This window comes from Escherichia marmotae, from assembly GCF_002900365.1.
GTDB lineage: Bacteria > Pseudomonadota > Gammaproteobacteria > Enterobacterales > Enterobacteriaceae > Escherichia > Escherichia marmotae.
The window spans coordinates 3,967,038-3,981,713 of record NZ_CP025979.1 but is presented as its reverse complement, the minus strand read 5'-3'; the positions used below and the strand labels follow the sequence as shown (position 1 = coordinate 3,981,713).

Here is a 14,676-nt window from a genome sequence, read left to right as displayed (position 1 = left end):
ATTTTATTCTCCTGGCGGGAATTATCAGACCTCAATCTCCGCCATATCACCTTTCTCTTGCAACCAGTTACGGCGGTCTTCCGAGCGTTTCTTCGCCAGCAGCATGTCCATCATCGCGTCAGTACGCTGATCGTCTTCATCATCGATGGTTAACTGCACCAGACGGCGTGTATTCGGATCAAGCGTGGTTTCGCGCAATTGCATCGGATTCATTTCGCCCAGACCTTTAAAACGCTGGACGTTAGGCTTGCCTTTTTTGCGTTTTAACTGCTCAAGCACGCCCTCTTTTTCTTCTTCCGTCAGCGCGTAATAAACCTCTTTCCCGAGGTCAATGCGGTAGAGCGGTGGCAGAGCAACGTAAACGTGGCCGTGTTTCACCAGCGTGCGGAAGTGCTTTACAAACAGTGCGCAAAGCAACGTAGCAATGTGCAGGCCATCGGAGTCCGCATCCGCCAGGATACAGATCTTGCCATAACGCAACTGGCTAAGGTCGGCGCTGTCAGGATCAATACCGATCGCCACTGAAATATCATGCACTTCCTGCGAGGCCAACACTTCATCAGAAGAGACCTCCCAGGTGTTAAGGATCTTACCTTTCAACGGCATGATCGCCTGATATTCACGATCGCGCGCCTGCTTGGCTGATCCACCTGCGGAGTCACCTTCCACGAGGAACAGTTCGGTACGATTGAGATCCTGCGCGGTACAGTCAGCCAGTTTGCCAGGCAACGCCGGGCCACTGGTCAGCTTTTTACGTACCACTTTCTTCGCCGCACGCATACGACGCTGGGCGCTGGAAATCGCCATCTCCGCCAGCAATTCAGCAGCCTGGACGTTCTGGTTCAACCACAGGGTGAACGCATCTTTCACCACGCCAGAAACGAATGCCGCACATTGACGCGAAGAGAGACGTTCTTTGGTCTGCCCGGCAAACTGCGGATCCTGCATTTTTACTGACAGCACATATGCGCAGCGATCCCAGATATCTTCCGCTGACAGTTTCACGCCGCGCGGCAGAATGTTGCGGTATTCACAGAACTCGCGCATCGCGTCCAGCAGGCCCTGACGCAGACCGTTAACGTGCGTCCCGCCCTGCATCGTTGGGATCAGGTTGACGTAGCTTTCGGTCAGCAGTTCGCCACCTTCCGGCAGCCACAAGAGCGCCCAGTCCACCGCTTCGGTATCGCCAGAAAAATTACCGATAAACGGTTTTTCCGGCAACGTCGGCAAGCCATTTACCGCTTCCGCGAGGTAATCATTCAGACCGTCCTGATAGCACCAGCGTTGTTCGGTATTGTTGATCTCATCTTTAAAAGTGATCTCAACGCCGGGGCACAGTACCGCTTTGGCTTTCAGCACATGCGTAAGGCGCGAAACAGAAAAACGCGGGCTGTCAAAGAAGGTTTCATCCGGCCAGAAATGTACGCTGGTGCCGGTATTGCGTTTACCGCAAGTGCCGACAACCTGCAAATCCTGTACTTTTTCGCCATTTTCAAACGCGATGTTATAAATCTGGCCATCGCGGCGCACGTTGACTTCTACGCGCTTTGACAGGGCGTTAACCACCGAAATCCCCACGCCGTGCAGGCCGCCGGAGAACTGATAGTTTTTATTGGAGAACTTACCACCCGCGTGCAGACGGCAGAGGATCAATTCGACCGCCGGAACACCTTCTTCCGGGTGAATATCCACCGGCATTCCACGGCCATCGTCAATGACCTCCAGCGACTGGTCAGCATGTAAAATAACGTCCACGCGTTTTGCGTGACCGGCCAGTGCTTCATCGACACTGTTATCAATAACTTCTTGCCCCAAATGGTTTGGGCGAGTGGTATCGGTATACATCCCCGGGCGGCGGCGAACCGGCTCAAGCCCGGTGAGTACCTCAATGGCATCAGCGTTATAAGTTTGCGTCATGGTTTAAGTTAGCAATTCGAGTTGATCGTCAGAGATGGTGCAGACCAAGAAAATCGACGATCGGGTTGAAATAATCTTCGAAGCCCGTGAATGCGTGGTTGCCGCCTTCTATTACAGTCTGGCGGCAGGAGGCGTAGTACGCCACCGCCTGGCGGTAATCCAGCACTTCATCTCCCGTCTGTTGCAGCAGCCAGATAAGATCCGGTGCTTCCAGTGGGTCAATCTGCATGACTTTGAGATCGTAAATATGGCGTGACTCTAGCACATATTGCTGCCCGGTGTAGGGGTTCTCGTTCTGACCGAGATAGTCCGTCAGCAGTTCAAACGGGCGCACAGCCGGGTTTACCACTACCGCTGGCAGCATAAAACATTGCGACAACCAGGTAGCGTAATAACCCCCAAGTGACGAACCAACGATACCCAGCGAATCACCACCATGTTCCAGCACAATGGATTCCAGCAGTTCTGCCGCATCGGAAGGATACGGCGGCAACTGCGGAATAATCATCTCAACGTCAGGGTGATGCTCCGCCAGCCAGTTTTTCAACAAGCTCGCTTTCGCTGAACGCGGCGAACTGTTGAATCCATGCAAATAAAGAAGCGTTGACATCAGTAGCCTTCTGAAGCGGTATCTGGTTGGAAACGAGTGTCCGCCAGGCGGTGCACTTCGGTAGTCAGGGTGCCATCGGCATGGAGTTCCAGCGTACGCCAGCCAGGGGCAATAGTGTCCAGCGTAAAGTTGGAACAGTGTGGTTTAAACTGCACACAGGTTGATGGCGTTGCCAGCAGGCGGCGACCATTCCAGTCGAGATCGAGTTCCTGATGGATATGTCCGCACAACAGATATTTGACGTGCGGAAACTTCACCAGCACGTTATCCAGTTCACCCGCGTTACGCAGACTGTGCTGGTCAAGCCAGCTACAACCCGCAGGCAACGGATGATGGTGCAGCAGCAGCAAAGTATGACGTTCTGGCGCATCGGCCAGTTTACGTTCCAGCCAATCAAGCTGAAACTCGCTCAACTCGCCGTGCGGTACGCCAAACACCTGGCTATCCAGCATCAGGATTTGCCATTGCTCACCAATAAACACACGCTTCGCCGGGGAGATGCCCGCATCCTGTAATGCGCTGTACATCGCAGGCTGGAAATCATGGTTACCCGGCAGCCAGACGCAGGGCGCACGAAAGCTTGCGATGCCTTCTGCAAAGTGCTGATAGGCCGCAGAGGATTGATCCTGTGCCAAATCACCTGTCGCGACAATCAGGTCGAATTCGTGCTGGTGTGGGCGAATCGCCTCCAGCACCGCCTGATAGCTCTCCCAGGTGTTTACCCCCAGCAGGGCTTCGTGCTTTTGTGCAAACAGGTGAGTGTCGGTAATTTGTAAAATCCTGACTCTGGCCTCACCAGCCAGAGGAAGGGTTAACAGGCTTTCCAAATGGTGTCCTTAGGTTTCACGACGCTAATAAACCGGAATCGCCATCGCTCCATGTGCTAAACAGTATCGCAACCAGTCCGCTAAAAACTGATTAATTTGATGCTTTTCGTCGCGTTGATGCAACTTTTTATTAGGATAATCATACCGCGCTTTAAAGCGAAAAATCTGCTGACTTGAACACACTTCAGCCACCATCGCGTCATGATACAGACGCACCGTCATTGACGGAAGGCTCCAGTAACTGATTGCAGGTGCAATCTGTTCAATTGTCACCAGGGTAGTGTATCGGGTCGATTCCACAATCGTTAACCGATATTGTGCGTTTGCCACCTGATAGCTTACAGTTTCGCCGGGTGCGTCATTGCGCGGCAACAAACGGCGCAATTGTGAAAAGTTCATCTCGCACAGGCGCATCATTTCAGGAAAGTCAGGTGTGTAACGCTTCATTTATGCCCACTCATTTTTTAACGCTTGATGATGCAGTTGCAGCCATTGCAAAGCGATGACCGACGCTGCGTTGTCGATTTTCCCCTCTTCTACCCACTGGTATGCCTGCTCCCTGCTTACCACATGAACGCGAATATCTTCGTTTTCATCAGCCAGACCGTGAATACCGCTTGCGGTCGTGGCGTCCACTTCGCCCACCATAATTGACGAACGCTCACTGGTGCCGCCCGGGCTTGCCAGAAAACTTAACACCGGTTTGATCCGTTTGACTATCAGTCCCGCCTCTTCAATCGCTTCGCGACGGGCGACATCTTCTACGCTTTCACCTTCTTCGATCATCCCGGCAACCATTTCCAATAACCAGGGCGTTTCGCTGGTGTCATAGGCGGCAATCCGAATCTGCTCAATCAGCACAACTTCATCGCGTACTGGGTCAAAGGGTAGCAAGACTGCGGCGTGCCCGCGCTCAAAAATTTCCCGCCGGACCTCATGACTCATTTGTCCGTTGAATAGACGATGGCGAAATCTATAAAGATCTAATGAAAAAAAGCCGCGATAAAGTGTTTCTCGTGCAATAATTTCTACATCGTTTTTGCCAAATGTAACGGGCAGGTTGTCTGGCTTAAGCATTGTTAATGTCCTGACACTAATAGTGAATTAAATGTGAATTTCAGCGACGTTTGACTGCCGTTTGAGCGGTCATGTGTTAAATTGAGGCACATTAATGCCCTATGGCACGTAACGCCAACCTTTTGCGGTGGCGGCTTCTGCTAGAATCCGCAATAATTTTACAGTTTGATCGCGCTAAATACTGCTTCACCACAAGGAATGCAAATGAAGAAATTGCTCCCCATTCTTATCGGCCTGAGCCTTTCTGGGTTCAGTACGTTGAGCCAGGCCGAGAACCTGATGCAAGTTTATCAGCAAGCACGCCTTAGTAACCCGGAATTGCGTAAGTCTGCCGCCGATCGTGATGCTGCCTTTGAAAAAATTAATGAAGCGCGCAGTCCATTACTGCCACAGTTGGGTTTAGGTGCAGATTACACCTACAGCAACGGCTATCGCGACGCGAACGGCATCAACTCTAACGCGACCAGTGCGTCCCTGCAGTTGACCCAGTCCATTTTCGATATGTCGAAATGGCGTGCGCTGACCTTGCAGGAAAAAGCGGCCGGAATTCAGGACGTCACTTACCAGACCGATCAACAAACTCTGATCCTCAACACCGCGACCGCTTATTTCAACGTGTTGAATGCGATTGACGTTCTTTCCTATACCCAGGCGCAAAAAGAAGCGATCTACCGTCAGTTAGATCAAACCACCCAACGTTTTAACGTGGGTCTGGTGGCGATCACCGACGTGCAGAACGCCCGCGCACAGTACGATACCGTGCTGGCAAACGAAGTGACCGCACGTAACAATCTCGACAATGCCGTTGAGCAACTGCGTCAGATCACTGGTAATTACTACCCGGAACTGGCGGCGCTGAATGTTGAAAACTTTAAAACCGACAAACCACAGCCGGTGAACACTCTGCTGAAAGAAGCTGAAAAGCGTAACCTGTCGCTGTTACAGGCACGTTTGAGCCAGGACCTGGCACGCGAGCAAATTCGCCAGGCGCAGGATGGTCACTTACCGACTCTGGATTTAACGGCCTCTACCGGAATTTCTGACACCTCCTACAGTGGTTCGAAAACCCGTGGTGCGACCGCAGGCCAGTATGACGACAGCAATATGGGCCAGAACAAAGTGGGCCTGAGCTTCTCGCTGCCGATTTATCAGGGCGGAATGGTTAACTCGCAGGTGAAACAGGCGCAGTACAACTTCGTGGGTGCCAGCGAGCAACTGGAAAGCGCACACCGTAGCGTCGTGCAAACCGTGCGTTCCTCCTTCAACAACATTAATGCATCTATCAGTAGCATTAACGCTTACAAACAAGCCGTTATTTCCGCCCAAAGCTCATTAGACGCGATGGAAGCTGGTTACTCGGTCGGTACGCGTACCATTGTTGATGTATTGGACGCCACCACGACGCTGTACAACGCCAAGCAAGAACTGGCGAATGCACGTTATAACTACCTGATTAACCAGTTGAATATTAAATCAGCTCTGGGTACGTTGAACGAGCAGGATCTGCTGGCATTGAACAATGCGCTGAGCAAACCGGTTTCCACTAACCCGGAAAACGTCGCGCCGCAAACGCCGGAACAAAATGCTATCGCTGATGGTTATGCACCTGATAGCCCGGCACCAGCCGTTCAGCAGGTATCCGCACGCACTTCCACCAGTAACGGTCATAACCCTTTCCGTAACTGATGACAACGACGGGGCTTCGGCCCCGTCTGAACGTAAGGCAACGTAAAGATACGGGTTATCTGCCGCATTCTTCCCCCTTCTCGCTTCAATTTCGACCAGCCATCCTCTATTCTGATGGGTATTTACCACTGGTCCCGGAAGACAAAAATGAAACGGACAAAATCCATACGCCACGCATCGTTCCGCAAAAACTGGAGCGCACGCCATCTGACACCTGTCGCTCTTGCTGTTGCCACTGTTTTTATGCTGGCGGGCTGTGAAAAGAGTGATGAGACCGTGTCTCTGTATCAGAACGCTGATGATTGTTCAGCCGCAAACCCAGGCAAAAGCGCAGAATGCACCACCGCGTACAACAATGCGCTGAAAGAAGCCGAACGTACCGCGCCGAAATACGCCACCCGTGAAGACTGTGTTGCCGAATTTGGCGAAGGTCAATGCCAGCAGGCACCTGCCCAGGCAGGCATGGCACCAGAAAACCAGGCGCAGGCCCAGCAATCCAGCGGAAGCTTCTGGATGCCGCTAATGGCAGGTTACATGATGGGTCGTCTGATGGGCGGCGGAGCGGGTTTTGCACAGCAACCGCTGTTCTCCTCAAAGAACCCTGCCAGCCCGGCTTACGGTAAATATACCGACGCAACCGGTAAAAACTATGGCGCAGCCCAGCCAGGCCGCACCATGACCGTACCGAAAACAGCAATGGCACCAAAACCAGCGACCACCACCACCGTTACCCGCGGCGGCTTTGGCGAGTCTGTTGCCAAACAAAGCACCATGCAGCGTAGCGCAACCGGCACCTCTTCTCGTTCAATGGGTGGTTAATACCGATGGAAAGAGTCAGTATTACCGAGCGCCCGGACTGGCGCGAAAAAGCCCACGAATACGGTTTCAATTTTCACACCATGTACGGCGAGCCGTACTGGTGTGAAGATGCCTACTACAAGTTGACCCTCGCCCAGGTTGAAAAACTGGAAGAAGTTACCGCCGAACTGCACCAGATGTGCCTGAAAGTGGTGGAAAAAGTGATCGCCAGCGATGAGCTGATGACCAAATTCCGCATTCCAAAGCATACCTGGAGCTTTGTACGTCAGTCATGGCTGACCCACCAGCCGTCGCTTTATTCACGTCTTGATCTGGCGTGGGACGGTACAGGCGAACCTAAGTTACTGGAAAATAACGCTGATACGCCAACATCACTGTATGAAGCAGCGTTCTTTCAGTGGCTCTGGCTGGAAGATCAGCTTAACGCTGGCAACCTGCCGGAAGGCAGCGATCAGTTTAATAGCCTGCAAGAAAAGCTGATTGATCGCTTTGCCGAGCTACGTGAACAGTATGGCTTTCAGTTGCTGCATCTCACCTGCTGTCGCGACACGGTGGAAGATCGCGGCACTATTCAGTATTTGCAGGACTGCGCGACCGAAGCTGAAATCGCTACCGAGTTTCTGTATATCGACGATATCGGTTTAGGTGAAAAAGGTCAGTTCACGGATTTACAGGATCAGGTCATCGCTAACCTGTTCAAACTATATCCGTGGGAATTTATGCTGCGCGAAATGTTCTCTACCAAGCTGGAAGATGCTGGCGTACGCTGGCTGGAACCGGCGTGGAAGAGCATTATCTCCAACAAGGCGCTTCTGCCACTGCTGTGGGAGATGTTCCCGAATCACCCGAACCTGTTGCCCGCTTATTTTGCGGAAGATGATCATCCGCAAATGGAAAAATATGTGGTTAAGCCGATCTTCTCACGTGAAGGTGCAAACGTGTCGATCATTGAGAACGGTAAAACCATTGAAGCGGCGGAAGGCCCGTATGGCGAAGAAGGAATGATTGTTCAGCAATTCCATCCGCTGCCGAAATTTGGCGACAGCTATATGCTGATTGGAAGCTGGCTGGTGAACGATCAACCTGCCGGAATTGGCATTCGTGAAGACCGTGCATTGATCACCCAGGATATGTCTCGCTTCTACCCCCATATTTTTGTTGAATAATACTGCTTAAAATTGCCCCGATAACCGGGGCAATTCATTATTAATCCGCAATTCATAACTCCAATCAATATATAACCACATACATCTCTACATTTTATTTAACATTAATAATCAATCTAATGTTAAATCGTCATATACAGACGGTTTTGTAATTAAAACAAGTAAAGAAATCACAATACAACTCACTGATATTTCTTAAATATTTTGTTTTTTATCACGTTAAAATTTGATTTAATAATAAAAAAACAATGCCGCAGAGATCACACTACACAATATTGAATATTGTTATTGATATATCGCCACCCTACTATCAATTAAAGATAAATATTCATTTCAGAGAATGACAATATATTAAAAAACAACAAAAACATTCTCACTATTTATTTAACCTGCATCTTCATTCATAAAATGAATTTATTAGTCCTATCTCAACAGTCGATATTCATCATTATTATATATTTGCGTTATATAAGGAGATATATCCATGTTTGATAAATACAGAAAAACACTGGTAGCCGGAACTGTGGCATTAGCTCTGGGTTTATCTGCAACTGGCGTGATGGCTGCAGGTTTTAAACCAGCGCCACCAGCCGGGCAACTCGGTGCTGTCATCGTTGATCCCTACGGTAATGCACCTCTGACCGCTGTGGTTAATTTAGACAGTCACGTCATTTCAGACGTCAAAGTTACCGTCCACGGTAAGGGCGAAAAAGGCGTTGAAATCAGCTATCCCGTGGGTCAGGAGTCACTAAAAACTTATGATGGCGTACCGATTTTTGGTCTTTATCAGAAATTTGCAAACAAAGTGACCGTTGAATGGAAAGAAAACGGCAAAGCCATGAAAGATGACTACGTGGTGCAGACTTCAGCCATCGTCAACAATTACATGGATAACCGCTCCATCTCCGATCTACAGCAGACCAAAGTTGTTAAAGTCGCCCCCGGTTTTGAAGACCGCCTCTATCTGGTTAATACCCATACCTTTACCGCACAAGGTTCCGATCTCCACTGGCACGGCGAAAAAGATAAAAATGCCGGTATCCTCGATGCAGGCCCGGCAACCGGTGCACTGCCTTTTGATATCGCCCCCTTTACCTTCATTGTCGATACCGAAGGTGAATATCGCTGGTGGCTGGATCAAGACACCTTCTATGATGGCCGTGACCGCAACATCAACAAACGTGGTTATCTGATGGGTATCCGCGAAACACCGCGTGGCACCTTTACCGCAGTACAAGGCCAGCACTGGTATGAGTTCGACATGATGGGCCAGGTGCTGGAAGATCACAAACTGCCGCGTGGATTCGCTGACGCTACCCATGAATCCATTGAGACGCCTAACGGCACGGTACTGCTGCGCGTAGGCAAGAGCAACTACCGTCGCGATGATGGCATACACGTCACGACCATTCGTGATCACATTCTTGAAGTCGATAAATCGGGTCGCGTTGTCGATGTATGGGATCTGACAAAGATCCTCGATCCGAAACGTGATGCTCTGCTTGGCGCACTGGATGCCGGCGCAGTTTGCGTTAACGTTGATCTGGCCCACGCGGGTCAGCAGGCAAAACTGGAACCGGATACACCGTTCGGTGATGCTCTGGGTGTAGGACCAGGCCGTAACTGGGCGCACGTTAACTCCATCGCATATGACGCCAAAGATGACTCAATTATTCTCTCCTCTCGTCATCAGGGCGTAGTGAAGATTGGTCGTGATAAGCAAGTGAAATGGATCCTTGCACCATCCAAAGGCTGGGAAAAACCGCTGGCCAGCAAACTGCTGAAACCTGTGGATGCCAATGGTAAACCTATCGCCTGTAACGAAAATGGCTTATGTGAAAACTCGGATTTCGACTTCACCTACACCCAACATACCGCATGGATCTCCAGCAAAGGTACGCTCACTATCTTTGATAATGGCGACGGTCGCCATCTGGAACAGCCCGCCTTACCGACCATGAAATATTCACGCTTCGTGGAATATAAGATTGATGAGAAGAAAGGTACTGTTCAGCAAGTTTGGGAATACGGTAAAGAACGCGGTTACGATTTCTATAGCCCAATCACCTCCATCATCGAATATCAGGCCGACCGTAACACCATGTTCGGCTTCGGCGGTTCCATTCATCTGTTCGACGTCGGTCAGCCTACCGTCGGTAAGTTGAACGAAATCGACTACAAAACCAAAGAAGTGAAAGTGGAAATCGACGTGCTGTCTGATAAACCCAACCAGACTCACTATCGCGCGCTGTTAGTCCATCCAAAACAGATGTTTAAATAATTAAGAAGGGAATAAAAATGTCGAAATTAGGGATCTCATCACTGCTTAAAAGCGTGCTACTTACCGCTACCCTGGCGGTTTCATTTACTGCTTCCGCCTTCACCGAAGGCACGGATTATATGGTTCTGGAAAAACCCATTCCGAACGCCGACAAAACGCTGATCAAGGTTTTCAGCTATGCCTGCCCGTTCTGCTACAAATATGACAAAGCAGTTACCGGCCCGGTATCGGAGAAAGTGAAGGATGTCGTCGCTTTTACCCCATTCCATCTGGAAACCAAAGGTGAATACGGTAAGCAGGCAAGCGAAGTCTTTGCAGTATTGATTAATAAAGATAAAGCGGCCGGCATTTCTTTATTTGATGCTAACTCGCAGTTTAAGAAAGCCAAGTTTGCTTACTACGCGGCTTATCACGACAAAAAAGAACGCTGGTCTGACGGTAAAGATCCGGCTGCTTTTATCAAAACCGGCCTGGATGCCGCAGGTATGAGTCAGGCGGATTTTGAAGCGGCACTGAAAGAGCCGGCGGTACAGGAAACACTGGAAAAATGGAAAGCGGCCTATGACGTAGCCAAAATTCAGGGCGTTCCGGCCTATGTCGTCAATGGTAAATACTTGATCTATACCAAGAGCATTAAATCTATCGACGCTATGGCAGACCTTATCCGTGAGTTAGCAAGCAAATAACAGGGAAACAGGCTATGGGTATTAAGGGAATGTGGAAAGACCTTAGCACTTCACCGGTGAACACGCTGGTAAGATGGCAGGAACAACGCTTTTTATGGTTGTTAATGGCTGTTGCGATGGGCGCGCTGATTATCCTGGCGCACTCTTTCTTCCAGATCTATCTCTACATGGCACCCTGTGAGCAGTGTGTTTACATTCGCTACGCCATGTTTGTGATGGTTATTGGTGGATTGGTTGCGGCGATTAATCCGAAGAATATCGTCCTTAAGTTGATTGGCTGTGTGATGGCCTTTTACGGCTGCATTATGGGACTGAAGTTTTCGCTCAAACTGAACGATATCCATCATGCAGTGCATAACCCGGACCCCGATTCACTGTTTGGCGTACAGGGTTGCTCGACCGATCCCACTTTTCCCTTTAATCTGCCGCTGGCACAATGGGCTCCAAACTGGTTCAAGCCTACCGGGGATTGCGGCTATGATGCGCCAATCGTTCCTGATGGCGTCACACTGAGCAGTATGCAGCAGTGGTTTGTGGAGATGTATCAGCAATCTGAAGGTTGGTATCTGCTACCTCCGTGGCACTTTATGAACATGGCACAGGCCTGTATGTTAGCTTTTGGTCTCTGTTTGTTGCTGCTACTGGTGATGAGCGGTGCGTGGGGACTTAAACTGCTGAGAAAATAAGGTAATGCAAACCGAAGCCAACAATTTGGCTTCGGTTTTCTTCATCTATTAACCTACCTGCACCGATAGCATACTTAAACTCCCCATTTCTATGCCATCGACTGGAATGGTAATTGCCTCTTGCCCATCCCATGCGCCTAAAATATACAAAAGCGGTAGATAGTGTTCCGGTGTTGGGTTCGATAACGCCCCGCCCTCATGGTCCAGGTAGTTCACCAGAGGATGCTGTTCCACTGGCCCTTGCCACGTTAAATTCGCTTTCACATACTCATTAAACGACATCGCCCACGGATACGGTGAGCTGTCGCCATGCCATTTTACTGTGCGAAGATTATGCACCACGTTGCCGCTGGCGACTAACATTATTCCTTCATCGCGCAGCGCCGCCAGTTTACGCCCCATTTCGAAATGCCAGGCGATGGGTTTAGTACTATCGATACTCAACTGCACCATCGGAATATCAGCTTGCGGATACATCTTAATCAGCACGCCCCACGAACCGTGATCAAAACCCCAGGCTTCTTGATCCAACGTGACAGGGGCTGGCGCTAACAATTCAACCAGACGTTGCGCCAATGCTGGCGATCCTGGAGCCGGGTAATGAGTGTCGTAAAGCGCCTGCGGAAAGCCACCAAAGTCATGAATAGTGGGCGGCGCTTCCATCGCAGTAACTCCTGTTCCCCGGGTAAACCAGTGAGCCGAAACCACAACAATCGCTTTCGGGCGCGGTAACGTCATCCCCAACTTGTGCCAGCTACGGGTATATAGATTATCTTCCAGCACGTTCATCGGGCTACCGTGACCTAAAAACAATGCTGGCATACGTGTTGAAGACATGATGATATCCTTAACTAAAGGTGTCATTTTGATATCCTCACAATACGCTTGTTCGGCGGAGTAAGAACCCGGATAACAATGATGATCATCATCAGTTATTTTGAAGATCCGCCTGAAGGTGAAGATTTATAAGGAGTAGTCGATGTCAGTACCTCTCATTCTGACCATACTGGCGGGGGCAGCCACGTTTATTGGCGCGTTTCTCGGCGTTCTCGGGCAAAAACCCTCGAACCGGCTACTGGCGTTTTCGCTAGGATTTGCAGCGGGGATCATGTTGCTTATCTCATTGATGGAGATGCTACCTGCCGCATTAGCCGCTGAAGGGATGTCCCCTGTTCTGGGCTATGGGATGTTTATCTTTGGTCTGCTGGGCTATTTTGGTCTGGACCGTATGTTACCGCATGCGCATCCGCAGGATTTAATGCAAAAATCGGTGCAACCGTTACCAAAATCGATCAAGCGTACTGCCATTCTGCTCACTCTTGGCATCAGTCTGCATAACTTCCCGGAAGGTATCGCTACCTTTGTAACGGCAAGCAGCAATCTGGAACTGGGCTTTGGCATCGCGCTGGCCGTTGCATTACACAATATTCCTGAAGGTCTGGCAGTGGCGGGGCCTGTTTATGCAGCTACGGGGTCAAAACGAACAGCGATTCTGTGGGCGGGAATTTCTGGGCTGGCGGAAATACTCGGCGGCATTCTGGCGTGGTTGATCCTCGGCAGCATGATTTCACCCGTCGTTATGGCGGCAATTATGGCGGCGGTGGCTGGGATTATGGTGGCGCTCTCTGTTGACGAATTAATGCCGTTAGCGAAAGAGATAGACCCCAATAATAACCCGAGCTATGGCGTGCTATGCGGAATGTCAGTGATGGGATTCAGTTTAGTGCTGCTACAAACGGCAGGAATTGGCTAAAAACAATTTCAGATGTTGTCCTGTACATGGACAACATCTGCTGGCTCCCATAAAGCCCTATTTTAGCTTTTCGGCCGTCTCTTCTCTCGTACTGTTTAAGTATTTGTTTCGCGCTTCCAGCAGTGCGTCTCTATCCTGGCGAAAAGCCCGACAATAACGTTTCAAATGCAGGAAATAACCCACTACAACCAGCGCAATCAATACAATCCAGTACCAGGCGATAAACATCCTTTTTACCCTTAATATTTAACAATACTAAACATTTGGCGCATAAATTTCACATACCCTTTTCGGATATATTCATATGGTCGCATAATAACGGAACAAATATATGATTTTGATCATAATGAAAAAGGTTGGCTGATATCAGTGAAATTTTTTCATAGAAAAAGAGGGGATATTTACATTCCGTCAGGTGAAGACAAAATAAAACCGAAGCCTGCTACCGCTTCGGTTTCTTTGATTATCGCGCCAGTTTAAGCAACCGTTTTCAGCTAGCTTTACGCTCATGCGCCTGACGATACGCCACCAAATCTTCAATGGTGACCAGCGCCATATTGTGTTTATTGGCAAATTCAATGCATTCTGGCGCACGCGCCATAGTGCCATCATCATTAGTCAATTCACACAGCACACCTGCTGGTTTAAAGCCTGCCAGCGTCACCAGATCGATAGTCGCTTCAGTATGACCACCGCGAGTCAGTACACCACCCGCCTGTGCACGCAATGGAAATACGTGACCCGGACGATTGAGGTCAGAGGGTTTCGCATCATCGGCAATGGCGGCACGAACGGTCGTAATACGATCAGCAGCAGAAACACCGGTAGTCACACCTTCAGCAGCTTCAATGGTTACGGTAAAACCGGTGCCATAGGCACTGGTGTTATTTTCTACCATCATTGGCAGATCAAGTTGTTTACGGCGATCCTCGGTAATGCACAGGCACACAATACCGCTACCGTGGCGGATGGTCAGCGCCATCTGCTCAACGGTCATGGTTTCTGCCGGGAAGATCATATCGCCTTCGTTTTCACGGTCTTCGTCATCAAGCACCATTACACCGCGTCCTTCACGCAGCGCTGCCAGTGCATTTTCAACACGTTCGAAAGGCGTACCAAAAGAGGAAAGTAGCATCTGATTCATGGTAAAAAAACCTCACTAAAATTA

The 14,676-nt window shown here is 49.9% G+C and carries 15 protein-coding genes; 7 read left to right on the top strand and 8 right to left on the bottom strand.

Going from position 1 to position 14,676, the window contains the following annotated elements; all coding sequences use genetic code 11:
* Positions 1 to 24 precede the first annotated feature (24 nt).
* Genes parE through nudF form a run of 5 tightly spaced genes read right to left on the bottom strand, consistent with a single transcriptional unit; the run spans position 25 to position 4,431 of the window.
* Positions 25 to 1,917, bottom strand: coding sequence for a DNA topoisomerase IV subunit B (gene parE / locus C1192_RS20350; RefSeq protein WP_000195279.1), 1,893 nt, complete (start codon positions 1,915 to 1,917; stop codon positions 25 to 27).
* Between the two features lie 28 nt (positions 1,918 to 1,945).
* The gene (yqiA, locus tag C1192_RS20345; protein ID WP_000105733.1) at positions 1,946 to 2,527 is read right to left on the bottom strand and encodes an esterase YqiA; all 582 of its coding nucleotides are present in this window, start codon (positions 2,525 to 2,527) and stop codon (positions 1,946 to 1,948) included.
* Positions 2,527 to 3,354 carry a 3',5'-cyclic-AMP phosphodiesterase gene (gene cpdA / locus C1192_RS20340; RefSeq protein ID WP_000444754.1) on the bottom strand — a complete coding sequence of 276 codons (828 nt, stop codon included), beginning with the start codon at positions 3,352 to 3,354 and terminating at the stop codon, positions 2,527 to 2,529. The genes yqiA and cpdA overlap by 1 nt, the downstream gene beginning before the upstream one ends.
* Positions 3,355 to 3,378: 24 nt before the next feature.
* Positions 3,379 to 3,801 (bottom strand): DUF1249 family protein, encoded by a 423-nt coding sequence (locus tag C1192_RS20335; protein WP_000833390.1) that lies wholly within the window; start codon positions 3,799 to 3,801, stop codon positions 3,379 to 3,381.
* On the bottom strand, positions 3,802 to 4,431 hold the full coding sequence (gene nudF, locus C1192_RS20330) for an ADP-ribose diphosphatase (protein WP_038354405.1): 630 nt from the start codon (positions 4,429 to 4,431) through the stop codon (positions 3,802 to 3,804).
* Positions 4,432 to 4,635: 204 nt separating this feature from the next.
* On the opposite strand from nudF, the gene tolC reads away from it, so the two are divergent.
* The 6 genes from tolC (at position 4,636) to dsbI (ending at position 11,755) form a co-directional block, all read left to right on the top strand.
* Positions 4,636 to 6,117, top strand: a complete 1,482-nt coding sequence (gene tolC / locus C1192_RS20325; protein ID WP_000735302.1) for an outer membrane channel protein TolC — start codon at positions 4,636 to 4,638, stop codon at positions 6,115 to 6,117.
* A gap of 147 nt (positions 6,118 to 6,264) precedes the next feature.
* Positions 6,265 to 6,936: a DUF1190 family protein gene (locus C1192_RS20315; RefSeq protein ID WP_000831543.1), complete on the top strand. Its 672-nt coding sequence runs from the start codon at positions 6,265 to 6,267 to the stop codon at positions 6,934 to 6,936.
* Between the two features lie 5 nt (positions 6,937 to 6,941).
* Positions 6,942 to 8,102, top strand: a complete 1,161-nt coding sequence (locus C1192_RS20310) for a glutathionylspermidine synthase family protein (RefSeq protein ID WP_000442874.1) — start codon at positions 6,942 to 6,944, stop codon at positions 8,100 to 8,102.
* A gap of 484 nt (positions 8,103 to 8,586) precedes the next feature.
* A complete protein-coding gene (gene assT, locus C1192_RS20305; protein WP_000459873.1) occupies positions 8,587 to 10,383 on the top strand; it encodes an arylsulfate sulfotransferase AssT in 1,797 nt (598 codons plus the stop codon).
* Positions 10,384 to 10,400: 17 nt separating this feature from the next.
* Positions 10,401 to 11,069 carry a thiol:disulfide interchange protein DsbA/DsbL gene (locus C1192_RS20300; RefSeq protein WP_038354404.1) on the top strand — a complete coding sequence of 223 codons (669 nt, stop codon included), beginning with the start codon at positions 10,401 to 10,403 and terminating at the stop codon, positions 11,067 to 11,069.
* A gap of 14 nt (positions 11,070 to 11,083) precedes the next feature.
* Positions 11,084 to 11,755 (top strand): protein-disulfide oxidoreductase DsbI, encoded by a 672-nt coding sequence (gene dsbI, locus C1192_RS20295; RefSeq protein ID WP_038354403.1) that lies wholly within the window; start codon positions 11,084 to 11,086, stop codon positions 11,753 to 11,755.
* Between the two features lie 48 nt (positions 11,756 to 11,803).
* Here dsbI and ygiD read toward each other — a convergent pair whose 3' ends face one another.
* Positions 11,804 to 12,592 carry a 4,5-DOPA-extradiol-dioxygenase gene (ygiD, locus tag C1192_RS20290; RefSeq protein WP_024193608.1) on the bottom strand — a complete coding sequence of 263 codons (789 nt, stop codon included), beginning with the start codon at positions 12,590 to 12,592 and terminating at the stop codon, positions 11,804 to 11,806.
* Between the two features lie 142 nt (positions 12,593 to 12,734).
* Between ygiD and zupT the strand changes: the two genes are divergently transcribed.
* Positions 12,735 to 13,508 carry a zinc transporter ZupT gene (gene zupT / locus C1192_RS20285; RefSeq protein ID WP_000115865.1) on the top strand — a complete coding sequence of 258 codons (774 nt, stop codon included), beginning with the start codon at positions 12,735 to 12,737 and terminating at the stop codon, positions 13,506 to 13,508.
* Between the two features lie 57 nt (positions 13,509 to 13,565).
* Here zupT and yqiD read toward each other — a convergent pair whose 3' ends face one another.
* Both yqiD and ribB read right to left on the bottom strand, forming a co-directional pair.
* Positions 13,566 to 13,736: a protein YqiD gene (gene yqiD / locus C1192_RS25935; RefSeq protein ID WP_052462988.1), complete on the bottom strand. Its 171-nt coding sequence runs from the start codon at positions 13,734 to 13,736 to the stop codon at positions 13,566 to 13,568.
* A gap of 262 nt (positions 13,737 to 13,998) precedes the next feature.
* Positions 13,999 to 14,652, bottom strand: coding sequence for a 3,4-dihydroxy-2-butanone-4-phosphate synthase (gene ribB, locus C1192_RS20275; protein ID WP_038354402.1), 654 nt, complete (start codon positions 14,650 to 14,652; stop codon positions 13,999 to 14,001).
* Positions 14,653 to 14,676 lie beyond the last annotated feature (24 nt).